Here is a 13,838-nt window from a genome sequence, read left to right as displayed (position 1 = left end):
CTGGGGTTCCGCAACCTGACCAACTACATCGCCAGATCACTACTCGAGACCGGCGGCTTCAAACCGCAACTACACCCTCGATCGTGAAGAGCCGGATAAGCCACTGGAGCATGGCGGCGGGATGCTGAGTATCCTGCGGACCGGGGTGCAGTACATCGGCGGTGGCCGGTTGAAGATGGCGCAGTTCCGGCCCGAGACGTCGCTGAACGCGACGACGAACGCCGAGTATGCGGCGATGCGGGTCCGGGTGATGCGTCAGGTGCACTTCTCGACTGCCGACCAGCGCAGCATCGACCTGGTGTTCTTCATCAACGGGCTCCCGGTCGCGACGGTGGAGCTGAAGACCGACTTCACTCAGTCGCTGAACGAGGCAATCCAGCAGTACCGCAAGGACCGTAACCCGCTGACCAACGGTCGGCGGGAGCCCCTGCTGTCGTTCGGGCATCGGGCGCTGGTGCACTTTGCGGTCTCCAATGACCTTGCCGCGATGACCAGCCGGTTGGAGGGCGAGAAGACGCAGTTCCTGCCGTTCAACACCGGCTTCGACGACGGTGCAGGGAACCCGCCCGGTGCGGATGGGAGGTCGGCGACGGCGTACCTGTGGGAGCGGGTCTGGGAGAAGCACGCCTGGCTCAACATCATCGGTCGGCTGATGATCGTGGAGACCAAGGAGGAGTGGGACGTCGCCACCGGCACGTCGGTGCGCCGTACGAGCCTGCTGTTCCCGCGGTTCCATCAGTGGGAGGCGGTCACGAACATCGTGGCCGCCGTGGCCGAGGAGGGCGTCGGCCAGCGCTACCTGATCGAGCACTCCGCGGGGTCGGGGAAGACGAACACGATCGCCTGGACGGCGCACCGTCTCGCCCGGCTCCACGTCGCGGATGAGAAGGTCTTCGACTCGGTCATCGTGGTCGTGGACCGGACGGTGCTCGACGGGCAACTTCAGGACGCGATCCGGCAGATCGACGGCAGTGGGAAGATCGTCGCGACGATCAGCCCGGAGGACGTGCGCAAGGCCGGTGCGAAGTCCAAGTCCGGCCTGCTGGCTCAGGCGCTGAAGAACGGCGAGTTGATCATCGCGGTGACGGTCCAGACCTTCCCGTACGCACTCGATGAGATCCGGTCCGACTCCGGCCTGAGGGGCAAGCGGTTCGCCGTCATCGCCGATGAGGCGCACTCTTCGCAGTCGGGGCAGATCTCCTCGAAGCTGAGGCAGGTCCTGACTGCCGAGGAGATCGAGGAGATCGAGGACGGCGGCCCGGTCGACGTCGAGGCGGTCTTGGCCGCGGAGATGGCGGAGCGGGCCGAGTCGGAGAACATTTCCTACTTCGCCTTTACCGCGACCCCGAAGTACAAGACCCTGGAGCTGTTCGGCCGCAAGGGTCCGGACGGCCGGCCGGTCGAGTTCCACCTGTACTCGATGAAGCAGGCGATCGAGGAGGGCTACATCCTCGACGTGCTCAAGGGCTACCAGTCCTACGACACCGCGTTGAAGATCGCAGGCAAGGCCGAGAGCGGCGACGGCGGCCAGGTCGAGGAGTCGGCGGCGCGCAAGGGGCTGATGCGGTGGGTGCAGCTGCACCCGACCAACATCAGTCAGAAGGTGCAGATCATCGTCGAGCACTTCCACGCCAACGTCGCCCATTTGCTGGAGGGCAAGGCGAAGGCGATGGTCGTCACCGACGCGCGCAAGGCCGCGGTGAAGTACAAGAAGGCGATCGACGCCTACATCGCCAAGCGGGCCGCCAAGGACACCTCGTACAACTACCGGACCCTGGTCGCGTTCTCCGGGTCGGTGCCGATGACCGAGAACGACCAGTGGAGCAAGGACTGGGGGCCGGCGCCCTCGGAGGACGACGAGTTCACCGAGGCCACCATGAACCCCGGAGCGGGCGCCGACCTGGCCTCGGCGTTCAAGGGCGACACTTACAAGATCATGCTGGTCGCCAACAAGTTCCAGACCGGCTTCGACCAGCCGCTGCTCTCGGCGATGTACGTCGACAAGAAGCTGTCCGGGGTCACCGCCGTGCAGACGCTCTCCCGGCTCAACCGCACCCACCGCACCGCCGGCGGGGAGCAGAAGACCAAGACTTTCGTCATCGACTTCGCCAACAAACCCGATGACATCAGGGCCGCCTTCGAGCCGTACTTCACCAACGCCACTCTGGAGACCGAGACCGACCCGTACATCGTCGTGCACCTGGCGAACAAGCTCGCCCAGGCGGGGATCTACACCGAGGAGCAGGTCCGCCAGGTTGCCGAACTGTGGGTCACCCGCAAGGGCAACAACGCGCTCTCGGCGGCGATCAGCCCCGCCCAGCACGACTTCCGGCGCCGCTACGCGGCAGCGATCGAGGCCGAGGACAAGGTCACGCTCAACACCCTCGACCTCTTCCGCAAGGACGTCTCCACCTACGTCCGGCTGTACGACTTCATGAGCCAGATCGTCGACTACGGCGACCCGTACATGGAGATGCTCTCGATCTTCCTCCGGCTCCTGGAGAGGGTCATCGCCGAGTCCTCCTGGACCGCCGACGTCGACCTCTCCGACGTGGTCCTGGTCGGGGTGAAGCACACCAAGAAGATCGCCGTCAACATCTCGCTGACCGGAGACGGCGAACTGACGGGGATCGGCGCAGCGGGCACCGGCGCCAGGAAGGAGCCGAAGTACGTCGCGCTCCAGGTCGTCATCGACAAGATGAACGACCTCTTCGGCGCCGACTCGTTCGCCGAGTCCCAGATCCGGGAGTTCGTGCAGGGCCTCGTACAGCGACTGCTCACCGACCCGGACCTGGTCCAGCAAACCCGGGTGAACTCCAAGAAGCAGTTCATGGAGTCGCAGGACTTCCAGTCCGCCGTCACCCAGGCCATCACCGACAACCAGCATGCGCACAACACCATGGCCGACTACTTCTTCACCGACGGCCCTGCGATTCCCGGGGTCATCGTGGCCCTCGCCGACGCGTTCTACGAGGCTGCTATCGACGAGGGAGCAGGTCGGCTTTGAGTTGACCACAGCGAGCGGCGGTGAATGAGAGAATTCCCCCATGCCTAATGAACATGTGAGCTCCGACGACTCGGGCTCCAGCCGCTCCGTACTGGACACCGGCATGGTCCCTCTCGGGGAGCGTGCCCTCCGAAGCATCCTGGGCCACGTGATCGCCGTCGGCGACGAGGCCGAGACTACCTACCTGGAGGCCAAAAGCAGCCTCGACGTCGAGAGCAAGGTCGGCACCGCGAAGGTCGCCAAGTTCCTGCTCGGCGCTGCCAACCGTCGTCCGCAGGAGGCCGCTCGGCACTTCCACGGCTACGCAGTGCTCGTCATCGGGGCAGAGAAGGGCAAAGCGTCCGGGGTGGGCCGAGGCGTCGAGGCCCATGAGCTCGAGGATCGACTCCGCCCCTACCTCGGGCCGCAGTTCCCGGCGTTCGAGTTCGGGAGGGTCGGCGTGGGCGCCGACAAAGAGGTGCTGTTCGTCATAGCCCAGCCACCGCAGGAAGGGCAGACGATCTTCCCGTGCCACAAGAATTTCCAGGGGGAAGACCGCCGCGACAACCTTGAGGACGGCGCGATTTACGTGCGGGGCACCAGCAACACGCGGCCTGCCCGCTCTGGAGAAGTCCTGGCCCTTGTCGAACGCGCTCGTGGCGGTGGGAAGGCGCCGATCGATCTCGAGGTGGAGGTGCTCGGCTCGATCTGCAGGGTCGATCGTGTGGAAGAGGTCTTGGAGAGCCTGCGCGACTACCAAGAGGAGCAGTTCAGCAAGCAGCCGGAGCTCGCGGACGACGCCTTCGCCTTGGCAACGATCCGGCTGGCCTCGAGCGTCTTCGGCAGTTCTAGGGCGCTGTCGGCTGCGGAGCGGGAGGCAGCCCTGGTCGTGTGGCGAAATGGGAAGACCGAGCACATTGCGAAAGGTCGCGAGCACTTGTTGGGTGTCGGGTTGTCGGGTGTTGGTGTCCGCGTGGTCAGCCGCGACAGGTTTGTCGCCAAGCCGCACCTGATTGTGACTTTCCATGGCTGTGAACTGTTCGATCACCTCGATCCGGACGACGCCGACTTCGAGAAGGCAGTCGAACCCGTACTACGATCGCGTGATCCTTTCCAGCCCGCGTTGGACCACTCTAGCCTTCGACTCCTCCCACGCGACTATCCCGTAGCTTGGGGCAATCGCGGCGAGGACGCCGAAGTCGCGCTAACTCCGGAGTCGTTCCGTCCAAACGTGCCGTGGACGAGCGACCAGGACGACTACGTGATCGTCACGAGGGATCCCCAGGTCAGCTCAGTAAAAGTCACTTGGGTCCTCACCGAGGACGGCAACGATGCCGTGACCAGCGGCGAGTTCCGGGTGTCGACCGGGGAACGCATCGACGCAGCCGACCTGTTCAAAGCGGTGTTCCCCAGCGGAGACTGACGCTACGGACCTGACCGTCCATTCAGCCTGAACGGGAGAATGGGCGGTGAATGCCCCGACGAGATCCGCTTCCTCCGAGAGGGACGGCGACTGCTCGGCGGAGCCGTTATGGACATCGAGGTCGGCGACGACGCGCCGCCGGGGTTCTTCTGGCCAGCCTCCGGCTGCTGTCGACCACGGCAGCCACACGGAGTCGATCGACGAAGCCACACGGAAGCGACCGCGGATGCACGGCCACCACCAGACGTCTGGACGCGGCCGACCCGGATCTCTCGGACGGGGGCGTCATGGACGGTCGAGTGCGGAGAGACGAGGCCCCCGTCAGCCTGACCCGCCGCGGAGCACACGGACGACGAGCCGCTGGAAGCCGACCTCGAGCGCGTCCAATCCCAGCCGACGGACGTCGAGGAAACGCACAGGATTCGTGCGGCGAGGATCGTCGAGTTTGTTGCGGCGATGCCGCACGACCAGCACTACCGGGCCGCGTTCCTGACAGGGCCGTACGCGTGTCGATTGGGGCCGAGGAGCCGGCCAGGCGGCTTCACCGTGAAGCAACTGCTCGCCGATGCCGAGGCGTGGGCGTCGGCCGTGCGCACCGCGCGGACCGGAGGCGAGGCTGGGGCATCGACGACCCGAAATGAGGGTGAGGGCTACGTCTGCCTCGTGTTGCTGATCGGCACGTCAATGCGGTCGCGAGCGACGACGACGCCGTCCTTGACGACGAAGCACTCGACGACATGGTCGCCTTTGAAGTCGGAGTGCTCCACCCGGGTGTTCGGACGGCTCGCGTCGACGATCTGGCCCCGGACCATGTTCCGGCGCTCGGCCTCCGGGCCGCGGTTGAGCACCTTCCACTTCAGCGTGTACGGCGGCTCGACGCTGCAGCCGGTAACGATGAACTTCAGGCTCCTGTCCGCCTTGAGCGGCGCCTTGGTGCGCAGCATCTTGCGCAGTCTGGTCGGCCTCCAGCCGTTCTGGGTGACCTCGCAGTCGATGTCGACCGACTCCGTGATGTCGACCGGGTACCGGTCCTCGATGAATTGCTCGGTGTCCGTGAACGCCTGGGACGCCTCGCTGACGGCCAGCGGTACGGACGTCCCGAAGACCTCGCGCCACTTCTTGTTGGCAGCGGCCTTGCCCTCGTTCGCGATCGCCTCGCGGACCTTGTTGTACGCCTTCTTGGCCTTCGGCTGGAACCGGGCTTTGACCTTCACGTGCTGGTTGCTGCCCAGCGCGAGGTAGTACTTCTTGTCGGGCTCGTCCTTGAGGAACTCGAAGAAGTCGCGGGCCATGAGGTCGAACGAGCCCGTACCCGCCGAGTCGTAGGCGTCGGTCTGTTCGAAGAACCTGTGTACCAGGGTGTCGATGAGCAGGCCGCCCATGTTCACTCCGTTCGCGTTCTTCCACGCTCGGGTCATCCTCGCCAGGTGGCGCATGTTCGTCGAGGTGCGGTCGTTGCACTCCTTGGTCGCGCTGATCTCGGCGCGCGGCTTGGTGACCTTCCAGCGCTTGGCGACCGTGTCCGGGTAGTCGAAGCTGCCGTCGGCGTTCTGGAAGGCCGGCTGGACCTCGAACTTGAAGGCGTTGCTGGTGAATTTCACCCGCACGACGCACTGGTCGACGCGGATGTCAGTCTTGGGGTAGCGCGCCTGCAGGGCGTCCCTGACTCTGTTGAGGATCCTCCGCGGGCCTGTGTCGCTGGCGTAGGCGGAGCGGAGCCAGGGCGGGAGGATGAAGATCATGTCCAGGTCCGACACGCCCTTGACGGCGGTGTGCCGGCCGTATGAGCCCACCATGAGCTTGTAGTCGGTGCATCCGTCCTTGGCCCGGAAGTTCTTGTTCAGCGCTTTTGTGATCTCGTCCCTGCGGGAGGCGACCGCGGCGGCGGCATCGCCGACCTTGAGGTTTTCGAGCAGTGTGTCGAAGATTTCCGAGGTTTTCATGATCAGCCCTCGCCTTCGTCGAGCCGGAGCGCCTCGGGGAGGAAGAGGTCGATCTCGCGGGAGGTGAACGTCATCTCCTCGTTGCGCTGCAGTCCCTCGCTGGCCCGCTCGAAGGCCTTCGGGCTCGTCCTGGGCGCGTCGGTGTACGCGTCGCGCGTGGCCCGCTGGAGCCTGTCGCGGCGTTCCCTGGCCTCCGCGTCGGAGGCGGTGCCGGACATCAGGTCGGTGATGAGCGAGATGTAGGACTCCCGGACGTCCCACAGCCGAGAGGCGATCCCGCGGTGGGCGTCGGACTCCTCCTCGAACTTGAAGGTCTTCGCGCCGAGGCTCATGGCAGCGACCAGGAGCGCGATGAACGAGGTCGCGAGGCTGGTCAGCGCCGGGTTCCCCAGTGCGCCGACCACCGCGGCCAGGAAGGTGCCGGAGCCGATCGCCGTGAGGACGGTCAGCGCGGCATGCTGCAGCCTGTGGCGGCGGAAACAGATGTCTGCCTGCTTCTCGTGCGTCTTGTGGCTGTACACCACTCGCCCGAATGCTTCGCGCACCTGCGCGAGCAGGTACGGATCGCAGTCCAGCGCAGCTTCCGGCTCGTTCAACACGCTCCGATCACTCGGCTCATCGGGAAGTGCACCGGTCAGCAGTCGATCGGCCTCCCGACTCCGCAGTGCACAGGCTCCGAGTATGACGGTGACCTCTGACATTCGGAGCGGCGCGAATGCGGCTCATCGAGGTACGGGCTCACGCCAGATCCCGCGCTGTCTCGGATTTTGGGAGGCGGGCAACCTGGCCATGGGCCGAAGGCGTGCCATCGCCAGTGTCATGTTCTCGACTGCGGTCACTCTTCAGGACCGCCTTGGTGTGGAGGGCTCGATGGTGCCGCCCGCGCCCGGACGCGAGCCTGCGGACTCACGTCCGTGGAAGTGCGTTGCTGACTGCGCTGGCGGCCCTGGCCGCTGATGCTGTGGGCGACATGACCGGCTTGAGCGGGTGAGGAGCACCCGGTTTCGGGGCGCTACCAGGGCGGATGCAGGGCCCGGATCGAGCCGCCGAGCCGCCACCGAGCCGCCACGGGGACAATCCGGGTCATGTCCGGCGGCGGGCAAACCGGGACATCCTCGCGTTTTCCCTGGTGAGGGGTGGTGGGTCGCGTGGGACTCGAACCCACAACCTACGGATTAAAAGTCCGGAGCTCTGCCAATTGAGCTAGCGACCCGTCTCGCAAGGGTACCGAGATCGGCGATGGGTTTGCGACGGGGTTACGGGGTGGGGGCGAGGTGGACGGGGAGGTGCTTCAGGCCGTTCTGGAAGTTGGAGGCCAGGCGGACGGGGGTGCCGGTGAGGGTGATGTCGTGGGGGAGGAGTTCGCGGAAGATCGCGCGCATCTGGGTGCGGGCCAGGTGGGCGCCCAGGCAGAAGTGGGGGCCGAAGCCGAAGCTGACGTGGTCGTTGGGGGTGCGGGTGATGTCGAAGCGGTCGGGGGACGGGAAGACGGTCTCGTCCCGGTTGGCGGAGGCGTGGTAGACGACCACCTTGTCGCCGGCGTTGATCTTCTGGCCGGAGAGTTCGACGGGGCGGGTGGCGGTGCGGCGGAAGTCCATGACCGGGGGCCAGTAGCGGAGCATCTCCTCGACCGCGGAGGGGAGCAGGGACGGGTCGGAGCGGAGGCGGGCCAGTTCGCCGGGGTGGGAGAGGAGGGTCAGGAGGCCGCCCGGGATGCCGTTGCGGAGGGTCTCGTTCCCGGCCACGGCGAAGAGGAAGAACATGTTCTCGAACTCGTGGGTGGTGAGGCCGCCCTCCAGCATGCGGGACATGATGTCGTCGGACGGGTTCGAGCGCTTCTCGGCGGCCAGCGCGTGGGCGTAGGCGAACATGTCGGCGAGGGCCGTGTAGGAGCGCGGGTTGATCGGGCGGCCGTCCGGGCGGGTGGTGGTCGTCGGACGGTAGTTCATCGCCTTCTGCGCCATGGGGGTCATGGTGGCGGCGTCGGCGGTGGAGATGCCCGCGTACTCCTCGTCCTGGTAGCCGATGACGCGGGACGCCCAGTCGTAGAGCAGGCGGCGGTCGGATTCGGGGACGCCCATGATGTGGGCGAGCGTCCAGACGGGGAGGTCGGCGGCCAGTTCGACGAAGTCGGTTTCCTCGCCCAGGGCCGAACCTATGAGCGTCCGGGCTCGGTGGTCGATCGTGTCTTCCAGGGCGCGGACGGCGCGGGGCGTGAAAGCCGCGGCGACGATGCGGCGGAGGCGGGAGTGGTCGGGCGGGTCCTGATTGAGCATCATCGCGCGGACGAACGCGAGGTCCTCGGGCGTGTCGGGGTCGCGGATCTGGGTGGCGCCGAGGTTGGAGGAGAAGAGGTCCGGGGAGCGCAGGACGTGCTTGACGTCGGCGTGCCGGAAGACCGCCCAGTAGCCGGGGCCGGCGGGCCAGGGGCCGACGGCCGGTTCGGGGATGCGGGTGACCGGGGACTCGGCGCGCAGCTTCGCGAAGGAGTCGTAGGGGACCCCGGTGGCGTAGGTGGCGGGCAGGAAGATCTCCTCGTGCATGCCCTCAGCGTGCATCATGTCGGGATGACGGTGAAGCCCGATGAGATCCTGCGTGACAATTTCGCGCCCTGGGTGCTGGACCTCGGCCTCGTCCCGGAGGAGGTGGGGGACGGGACGGCGGTGCTGCGGCTGCCGTGGTCCGACCGGTTGGCGCGGGAGGGCGGCGCTCTGTCGGGGCAGGCGTTGATGGCGGCGGCCGATACGGCGGTCGTTCTGGCGGTCTCCGGGGCCAAGGGCGGGTTCGTGCCGATGACGACCGTGCAGCTCAGTACGACCTTCCAGCGGCCTGTTAAGGGGCAGGACGTCCTGGTTAGCGTCGAGCTCAGCAAGCTGGGGCGGACGATGGCGTTCGCGGAGGTCGATATGACGGCCGATTCGGTGACCGTCGCCCACGCCAGTGCGGTTTACGCCATCATCGGGTGACATGGCGCATATTGAGAAGGTCATTGTTCCCGACGGTGAGTTCGACCTGCACGTGTGGGGGACGCGCGGGCCGGGGATCTTGCTCCTCCAGGAGATCTTCGGCGTGGGCGATTACATGGAGGCGGTCGCCGAGGATCTCGTGGCGCTCGGCTACGTGGTGGCGGCACCCGACATGTTCTGGCGGATCGAGCCGAACTGGACGACGAAGCACGACGAGGAGGCACTCCCCAAGGGGGTGTCGATGGTCTCCCAGTTCGACTGGGAAAAGGGCGTAGAGGACGCGAAGGCCGCGCTGGACGTCCTCAAGGGCATGCCTGGGGTCGGCAAGGTGGGCATCCTCGGGTTCTGTTTCGGTGGGACGCTCGCCTACCTGCTCGCCGCCCAGGCCGAGGTCGATTCGATGGTGTCGTTCTACGGGTCTGGTGTGCCCGGAGCCCTGGACCAGATCGACGCCATTCATGCTCCGACGCAGTTCCACTTCGGTGGCACCGACCCCTACATCCCCCGGGAGGACGTCGCCCGGGTGGAGCAGGCGGTGGCCGGGCGGGAGAACATGGAGATCCACGTCCAGGAAGACGGCGGTCACGCATTCCACAACCGCAAGGCGCCGATGTTCTACCAGCCGGAGCCCGCCGAACGCGCGTGGCGCCTCACCGAGGACTTCCTCCGCCGGACCCTGTCATAGCGCCCATCCGGGGAGCGGCTCGCAGTGCGCGAGCCGGCCCGCGGGGACGGTCACGCGGGTTCCAGGGTCAGGCGGGACAGTTCCTTGCGGGACGAGATGCCCAGCTTGGGGTAGGCCTTGTAGAGGTGGTACTCGACCGTGCGGGGGCTCAGGAAGAGCTGCGCGGCTATTTCGCGGCTGCTCGTTCCTGCGGCGGCCAGGCGGACGACCTGGAGTTCCTGCGGGGTCAGGCGGTCGAGGAGGTCGGGGGCGGCGGGGACGGACGTCCCCGACTCGCCCGTGGCCCGTAGTTCGGCGCGCGCGCGTTCCAGCCAGGGGGTGGCGCGGAGGCGCTCGAAGATGGACGCCGCGGAACGGAGCGGGACGCGGGCGTCCGAGCGGCGGCGTGCCCGGCGCAGGTATTCGCCATAGAGGAGTTCGGTGCGCGCACGCTCGAATGGCCGCATCGACTTTTCGTGCAGGCGCAACGCCTCGACGTATGGTTCCTCGCTGTCGTTGAGCAGGGCCTCGCAGTGCAGGGCCACGGCCAGAGCCCAGGGCTGCTTGGCCGCCTCGGCCCAGACCCGGAATCGGGAGTACGCCTCGCGCGCGAGCGGGACCTCGCCCGCACGCACGGCGGCCTCCACCTGGTCCGCGGCGGACAGGACGCCGGCGTGCCGGTGCGGGCCGTGCGCGATCTCCTCCAGGCGGCGCAGCGCGTCGTCGTAGCGCCCGAGGCCGAGGTCGAGGAGGGCGAACGCGCCGTCGGCGAGGCCCGGCGGGGCGGAGGCCGTCAGCTCGTGCAGCCGGCGCTCGTCGCCCTCGATCGCCGCGACGCGGGCGAGGACGGCGCCGAGGCGGCCCTCGCGGTGCGGGCGGCCGGTGTCGCGGGCGAGCGCGATCGCCTCCGCGACGGTCGCCGCCGCGTCCGCGTGCCGCCCCGCCGCGATCTGCGCCTGCGCCTGGACCTGCAGGACGGTCGGCAGCTCGCCGACCAGGCCGTGCCGGCGGCAGTGCGCCGCCTCCGCGGCGGCCAGTTCGAGCGCCGCGTCGTCCGCGCCGATGATCAGTGCGAGCTGGGCGGCGCGCAGCCGGTCGCCGGCGCCGTCGCGGGCCGCGGTGACGTGGTCGGCGAGCAGCGGCAGGCCGGCCGCGTGGTCGCCGTCCGCGAGCAGCGCCAGGCCGCGGAGCGCCGGGTCGTCCGGCCGCAGCCGGGACGCGCGGAGCACGGCGGGCAGCTCGCCGGACGCCCAGCCGTACATGGCGGCGGTCCACAGCATCTCCGGGCCGGCGGCGCGGTCGGCCAGCATGCGGGCGGCGGCGCGCGGGTCGCCGCGCTCGTACTCGACGGCGGCGTGCACGCGGGCGAGCCCGGCGAGGTCGGCGGCGCCGAGCTTCTCCGCGCGGACGGCGAGGTCCTCGGCCTCGTCGAGCCGCCCCGCCTGGAGGGTGAGGGAGGCGGCGGCGCCGAGCCGGGCGGCGCGCGCCTCCCGGCCGGGGGTCATGTCGGCGGCCTGCCGGTAGAGCGCCGCCGCGGTCGCGTGCCCGGCGCGTTCGCGGGCGCGCTCGGCGGCCTCCTGCAGGTCGGCGGCGACGTCCTCGTCCGGGGCGAGCGAGGCGGACGCGCGGTGCCGCGCCCGGCAGTCGAGGTCGTCGGCGGACTCGGCGAGCGCCCGGTGGACGGTGACGCGCCGCGCCGCCGTCGCGCCCTGGTAGGCGGCCGCCCTGATCAGCGGGTGCCGGAACGCGATGCTGCGCCCGGTGACCTGCACCATTCCGGCGCGTTCGGCCTCCTCCAGGTCGGCGAGCCCGACGCCGAGCGCGGCCGCGGCGGCGAGCTGGCTCGGCATGTGCCCGCGCCCCTCGGCGGCCGCGATCAGCAGCATGAGGCGGGCGTTCTCCGGCAGCCGCGCGATCTGCTCCTTGAACGACGCGAGGACGCGGTCGGCGACGGGCAGCGGCGACGGCTCCGGGGGGCGCTCCCCGGCGGCGGCGAACTCCCGCAGCGCGAGCGGGTTGCCGGCCGCCTCGCGCAGCACCCGCTCGCGGACGAGCGGCGTCAGGCCGCGCTCCGCGAGGAACCGCTCGGCGTCGGCCCGGGCGAGCCGGCCGAGCCGCAGCTCGGGCAGGCCCGTGCCGGTGAACGCGCCGTCCCGTGCGGCGAACAGCATGACGACGCCCTCGGCCGCGAGCCGCCGCGCCGCGAACAGCAGTGCCTCGGCGGTCGCGGTGTCGATCCAGTGGGCGTCGTCGGCGACGCACAGCACGGGCCCGTCCTCGGCGAGGTCGGCGAGCAGCGTGAGGACGGCGAACCCGGTGGCGAAGCGGCCCTGCCCGCCGGACGCCTCGCCGAGCGCGGTGCGCAGCGCGGCGGACTGCGCCGGCGGCAGCGCGTCCAGCCGGTCGCGGACGGGCCACAGCAGCTGGTTGAGGCCGGCGAACGCGATGCCGGACTCCGCCTCGATCCCGGTCACGCGCAGCACGCGCGGCACCTGGGCGGCGGCCTCCTCCAGCAGCGCCGACTTGCCGATGCCCGCCTCGCCGCGCAGCACGAGGGCGCCGCTGCGCCGATGCTCGCGCGCCCCGTCGATCAGCGACGTGAGCCGCGCCTGTTCGTCGTTCCGCCCGTAGAGCACGAGACCAAACTACGGGGCCGAATACCGAAACCCTACGGATTCGCCCCGTACCCGGCGGCTCGTACGTTCTTGACCAGCGACAACGCCACTGGAGGACGTCATGCAGGAACTGTTCGAGCCCATCTCCGTGGGGAAGCTGGAGCTGCCCAACCGGCTCGTGATGGCGCCGATGACCCGCAGCAGGGCGGGCGAGGGCGGCGCCGTCACCGAGCTGACCGCGGAGTACTACCGGCAGCGCGCCGGAGCCGGGCTGATCATCACCGAGGGCACGCAGCCGAGCGTCCGGGGCCAGGGCTACATCCAGACGCCGGGCCTGCACTCGGACGAGCAGGTGGCGGCATGGCGGGCGGTGACCGACGCCGTGCACGCCGAGGGCGGGCGGATCTTCGCGCAGCTGATGCACTCCGGGCGCGTCGGCCACCCCGTCCTGTACCCGGACGGCGCGCTGCCGCTCGGCCCCTCGCCGATCGCGACCGGCGAGCAGCTGTTCACGCCGGACGGGATGCTGGACCACCCCGTCCCGCAGGAGATGACCCTGGACGACATCGCCCGGGCCGTCGAGGAGTTCGCCGCGGCCGCGCGCAACGCGGTCGCGGCCGGCTTCGACGGCGTCGAGCTGCACGGCGCGAACGGCTACCTGATCCAGCAGTTCCTCGCCGACGGCAGCAACGTCCGCACCGACTCCTACGGCGGGACGGTCCGGAACCGCATCAGGTTCGCCGTCGAGGCCGTGGCGGCGGCCGCGGACGCGATCGGCCCCGAGCGCGTCGCGCTCCGCGTGTCGCCGGGCGGCACGTCGAGCGGCGTCAGCGAGAGCGACACGCCGGAGCTGTACTCGGCCCTGATCGGGGAGCTCGCGCCCCTGGGCCTCGCGTACCTGCACGTCATGGAGGAGCTGAACCGCGATCAGACCCGCCGGATCCGCGCCGAGTGGCCGGGCACGCTGATCCTGAACCCGCATCCGACTCCGGAGTCGTTCCCCGCCAGGCCGGAGGAGGGCGCCGCGGCGCTGCGGGAGGGCGTGGCCGACGCGATCGCCTTCGGCGAGCTGTGGCTGGCCAACCCCGACCTCCCGGCCCGCATCAAGGCCGGCGGCCCCTACAACGCCGCCGACCGCGCGACCTTCTACGGCGGCGACCACCGCGGCTACACCGACTACCCGCCGCTGCCGTGACGGCCCCCGAGGCCCCGCACCGCGCCGCGGGGCCTCGGGGGGCGTT

General features: G+C 69.2%; 9 protein-coding genes and 1 tRNA gene. 5 read left to right on the top strand and 5 right to left on the bottom strand.

The window, feature by feature from the left end:
* The first annotated feature begins 121 nt into the window (after positions 1–121).
* Positions 122–3,007, top strand: a complete 2,886-nt coding sequence (locus ABTW95_RS33645; protein WP_500228408.1) for a type I restriction endonuclease subunit R — start codon at positions 122–124, stop codon at positions 3,005–3,007.
* A 148-nt stretch (positions 3,008–3,155) separates the two neighbouring features.
* Positions 3,156–4,409: a hypothetical protein gene (locus ABTW95_RS33640; RefSeq protein WP_500228407.1), complete on the top strand. Its 1,254-nt coding sequence runs from the start codon at positions 3,156–3,158 to the stop codon at positions 4,407–4,409.
* Positions 4,410–5,059: 650 nt separating this feature from the next.
* On the opposite strand, the gene ABTW95_RS33635 is transcribed toward ABTW95_RS33640, so the two are convergent.
* From ABTW95_RS33635 to ABTW95_RS33620, 4 genes are all read right to left on the bottom strand, one after another.
* Entirely contained in the window at positions 5,060–6,352 is a 1,293-nt protein-coding gene (locus ABTW95_RS33635; protein ID WP_500228406.1) for a nucleotide-binding domain-containing protein, read from the bottom strand.
* Positions 6,353–6,354: 2 nt separating this feature from the next.
* On the bottom strand, positions 6,355–6,951 hold the full coding sequence (locus tag ABTW95_RS33630; RefSeq protein ID WP_500228405.1) for an SLATT domain-containing protein: 597 nt from the start codon (positions 6,949–6,951) through the stop codon (positions 6,355–6,357).
* Between the two features lie 538 nt (positions 6,952–7,489).
* Positions 7,490–7,565, bottom strand: a tRNA-Lys gene (locus tag ABTW95_RS33625).
* Positions 7,566–7,608: 43 nt separating this feature from the next.
* The gene (locus ABTW95_RS33620; RefSeq protein ID WP_500228404.1) at positions 7,609–8,913 is read right to left on the bottom strand and encodes a cytochrome P450; all 1,305 of its coding nucleotides are present in this window, start codon (positions 8,911–8,913) and stop codon (positions 7,609–7,611) included.
* A 6-nt stretch (positions 8,914–8,919) separates the two neighbouring features.
* On the opposite strand from ABTW95_RS33620, the gene ABTW95_RS33615 reads away from it, so the two are divergent.
* Positions 8,920–9,318 (top strand): PaaI family thioesterase, encoded by a 399-nt coding sequence (locus ABTW95_RS33615; protein ID WP_396450848.1) that lies wholly within the window; start codon positions 8,920–8,922, stop codon positions 9,316–9,318.
* 1 nt (position 9,319) lies between these two features.
* Positions 9,320–10,003 carry a dienelactone hydrolase family protein gene (locus ABTW95_RS33610; protein ID WP_500228403.1) on the top strand — a complete coding sequence of 228 codons (684 nt, stop codon included), beginning with the start codon at positions 9,320–9,322 and terminating at the stop codon, positions 10,001–10,003.
* A gap of 50 nt (positions 10,004–10,053) precedes the next feature.
* Here ABTW95_RS33610 and ABTW95_RS33605 read toward each other — a convergent pair whose 3' ends face one another.
* Positions 10,054–12,618 (bottom strand): ATP-binding protein, encoded by a 2,565-nt coding sequence (locus ABTW95_RS33605; RefSeq protein ID WP_500228402.1) that lies wholly within the window; start codon positions 12,616–12,618, stop codon positions 10,054–10,056.
* Positions 12,619–12,718: 100 nt separating this feature from the next.
* On the opposite strand from ABTW95_RS33605, the gene ABTW95_RS33600 reads away from it, so the two are divergent.
* The gene (locus ABTW95_RS33600) at positions 12,719–13,792 is read left to right on the top strand and encodes an alkene reductase (protein WP_500228401.1); all 1,074 of its coding nucleotides are present in this window, start codon (positions 12,719–12,721) and stop codon (positions 13,790–13,792) included.
* Positions 13,793–13,838: the final 46 nt, after the last annotated feature.

This window comes from Spirillospora sp. NPDC127506, assembly GCF_040302145.1.
Lineage (GTDB): Bacteria > Actinomycetota > Actinomycetes > Streptosporangiales > Streptosporangiaceae > Spirillospora.
Note: the sequence above shows the minus strand (reverse complement) of the source record. Positions and strands in the feature narration are given on the sequence as shown.

Excerpts from the sequence above, each read along its gene's own strand:
- ABTW95_RS33620 (WP_500228404.1), bottom strand. The coding sequence starts at position 8,913 with ATGATGCACGCTGAGGGCATGCACGAGGAGATCTTCCTGCCCGCCACC.
- ABTW95_RS33635 (WP_500228406.1), bottom strand. The coding sequence starts at position 6,352 with ATGAAAACCTCGGAAATCTTCGACACACTGCTCGAAAACCTCAAGGTC.
- ABTW95_RS33615 (WP_396450848.1), top strand. The coding sequence starts at position 8,920 with ATGACGGTGAAGCCCGATGAGATCCTGCGTGACAATTTCGCGCCCTGG.
- ABTW95_RS33600 (WP_500228401.1), top strand. The coding sequence starts at position 12,719 with ATGCAGGAACTGTTCGAGCCCATCTCCGTGGGGAAGCTGGAGCTGCCC.
- ABTW95_RS33645 (WP_500228408.1), top strand. The coding sequence starts at position 122 with ATGCTGAGTATCCTGCGGACCGGGGTGCAGTACATCGGCGGTGGCCGG.
- ABTW95_RS33610 (WP_500228403.1), top strand. The coding sequence starts at position 9,320 with ATGGCGCATATTGAGAAGGTCATTGTTCCCGACGGTGAGTTCGACCTG.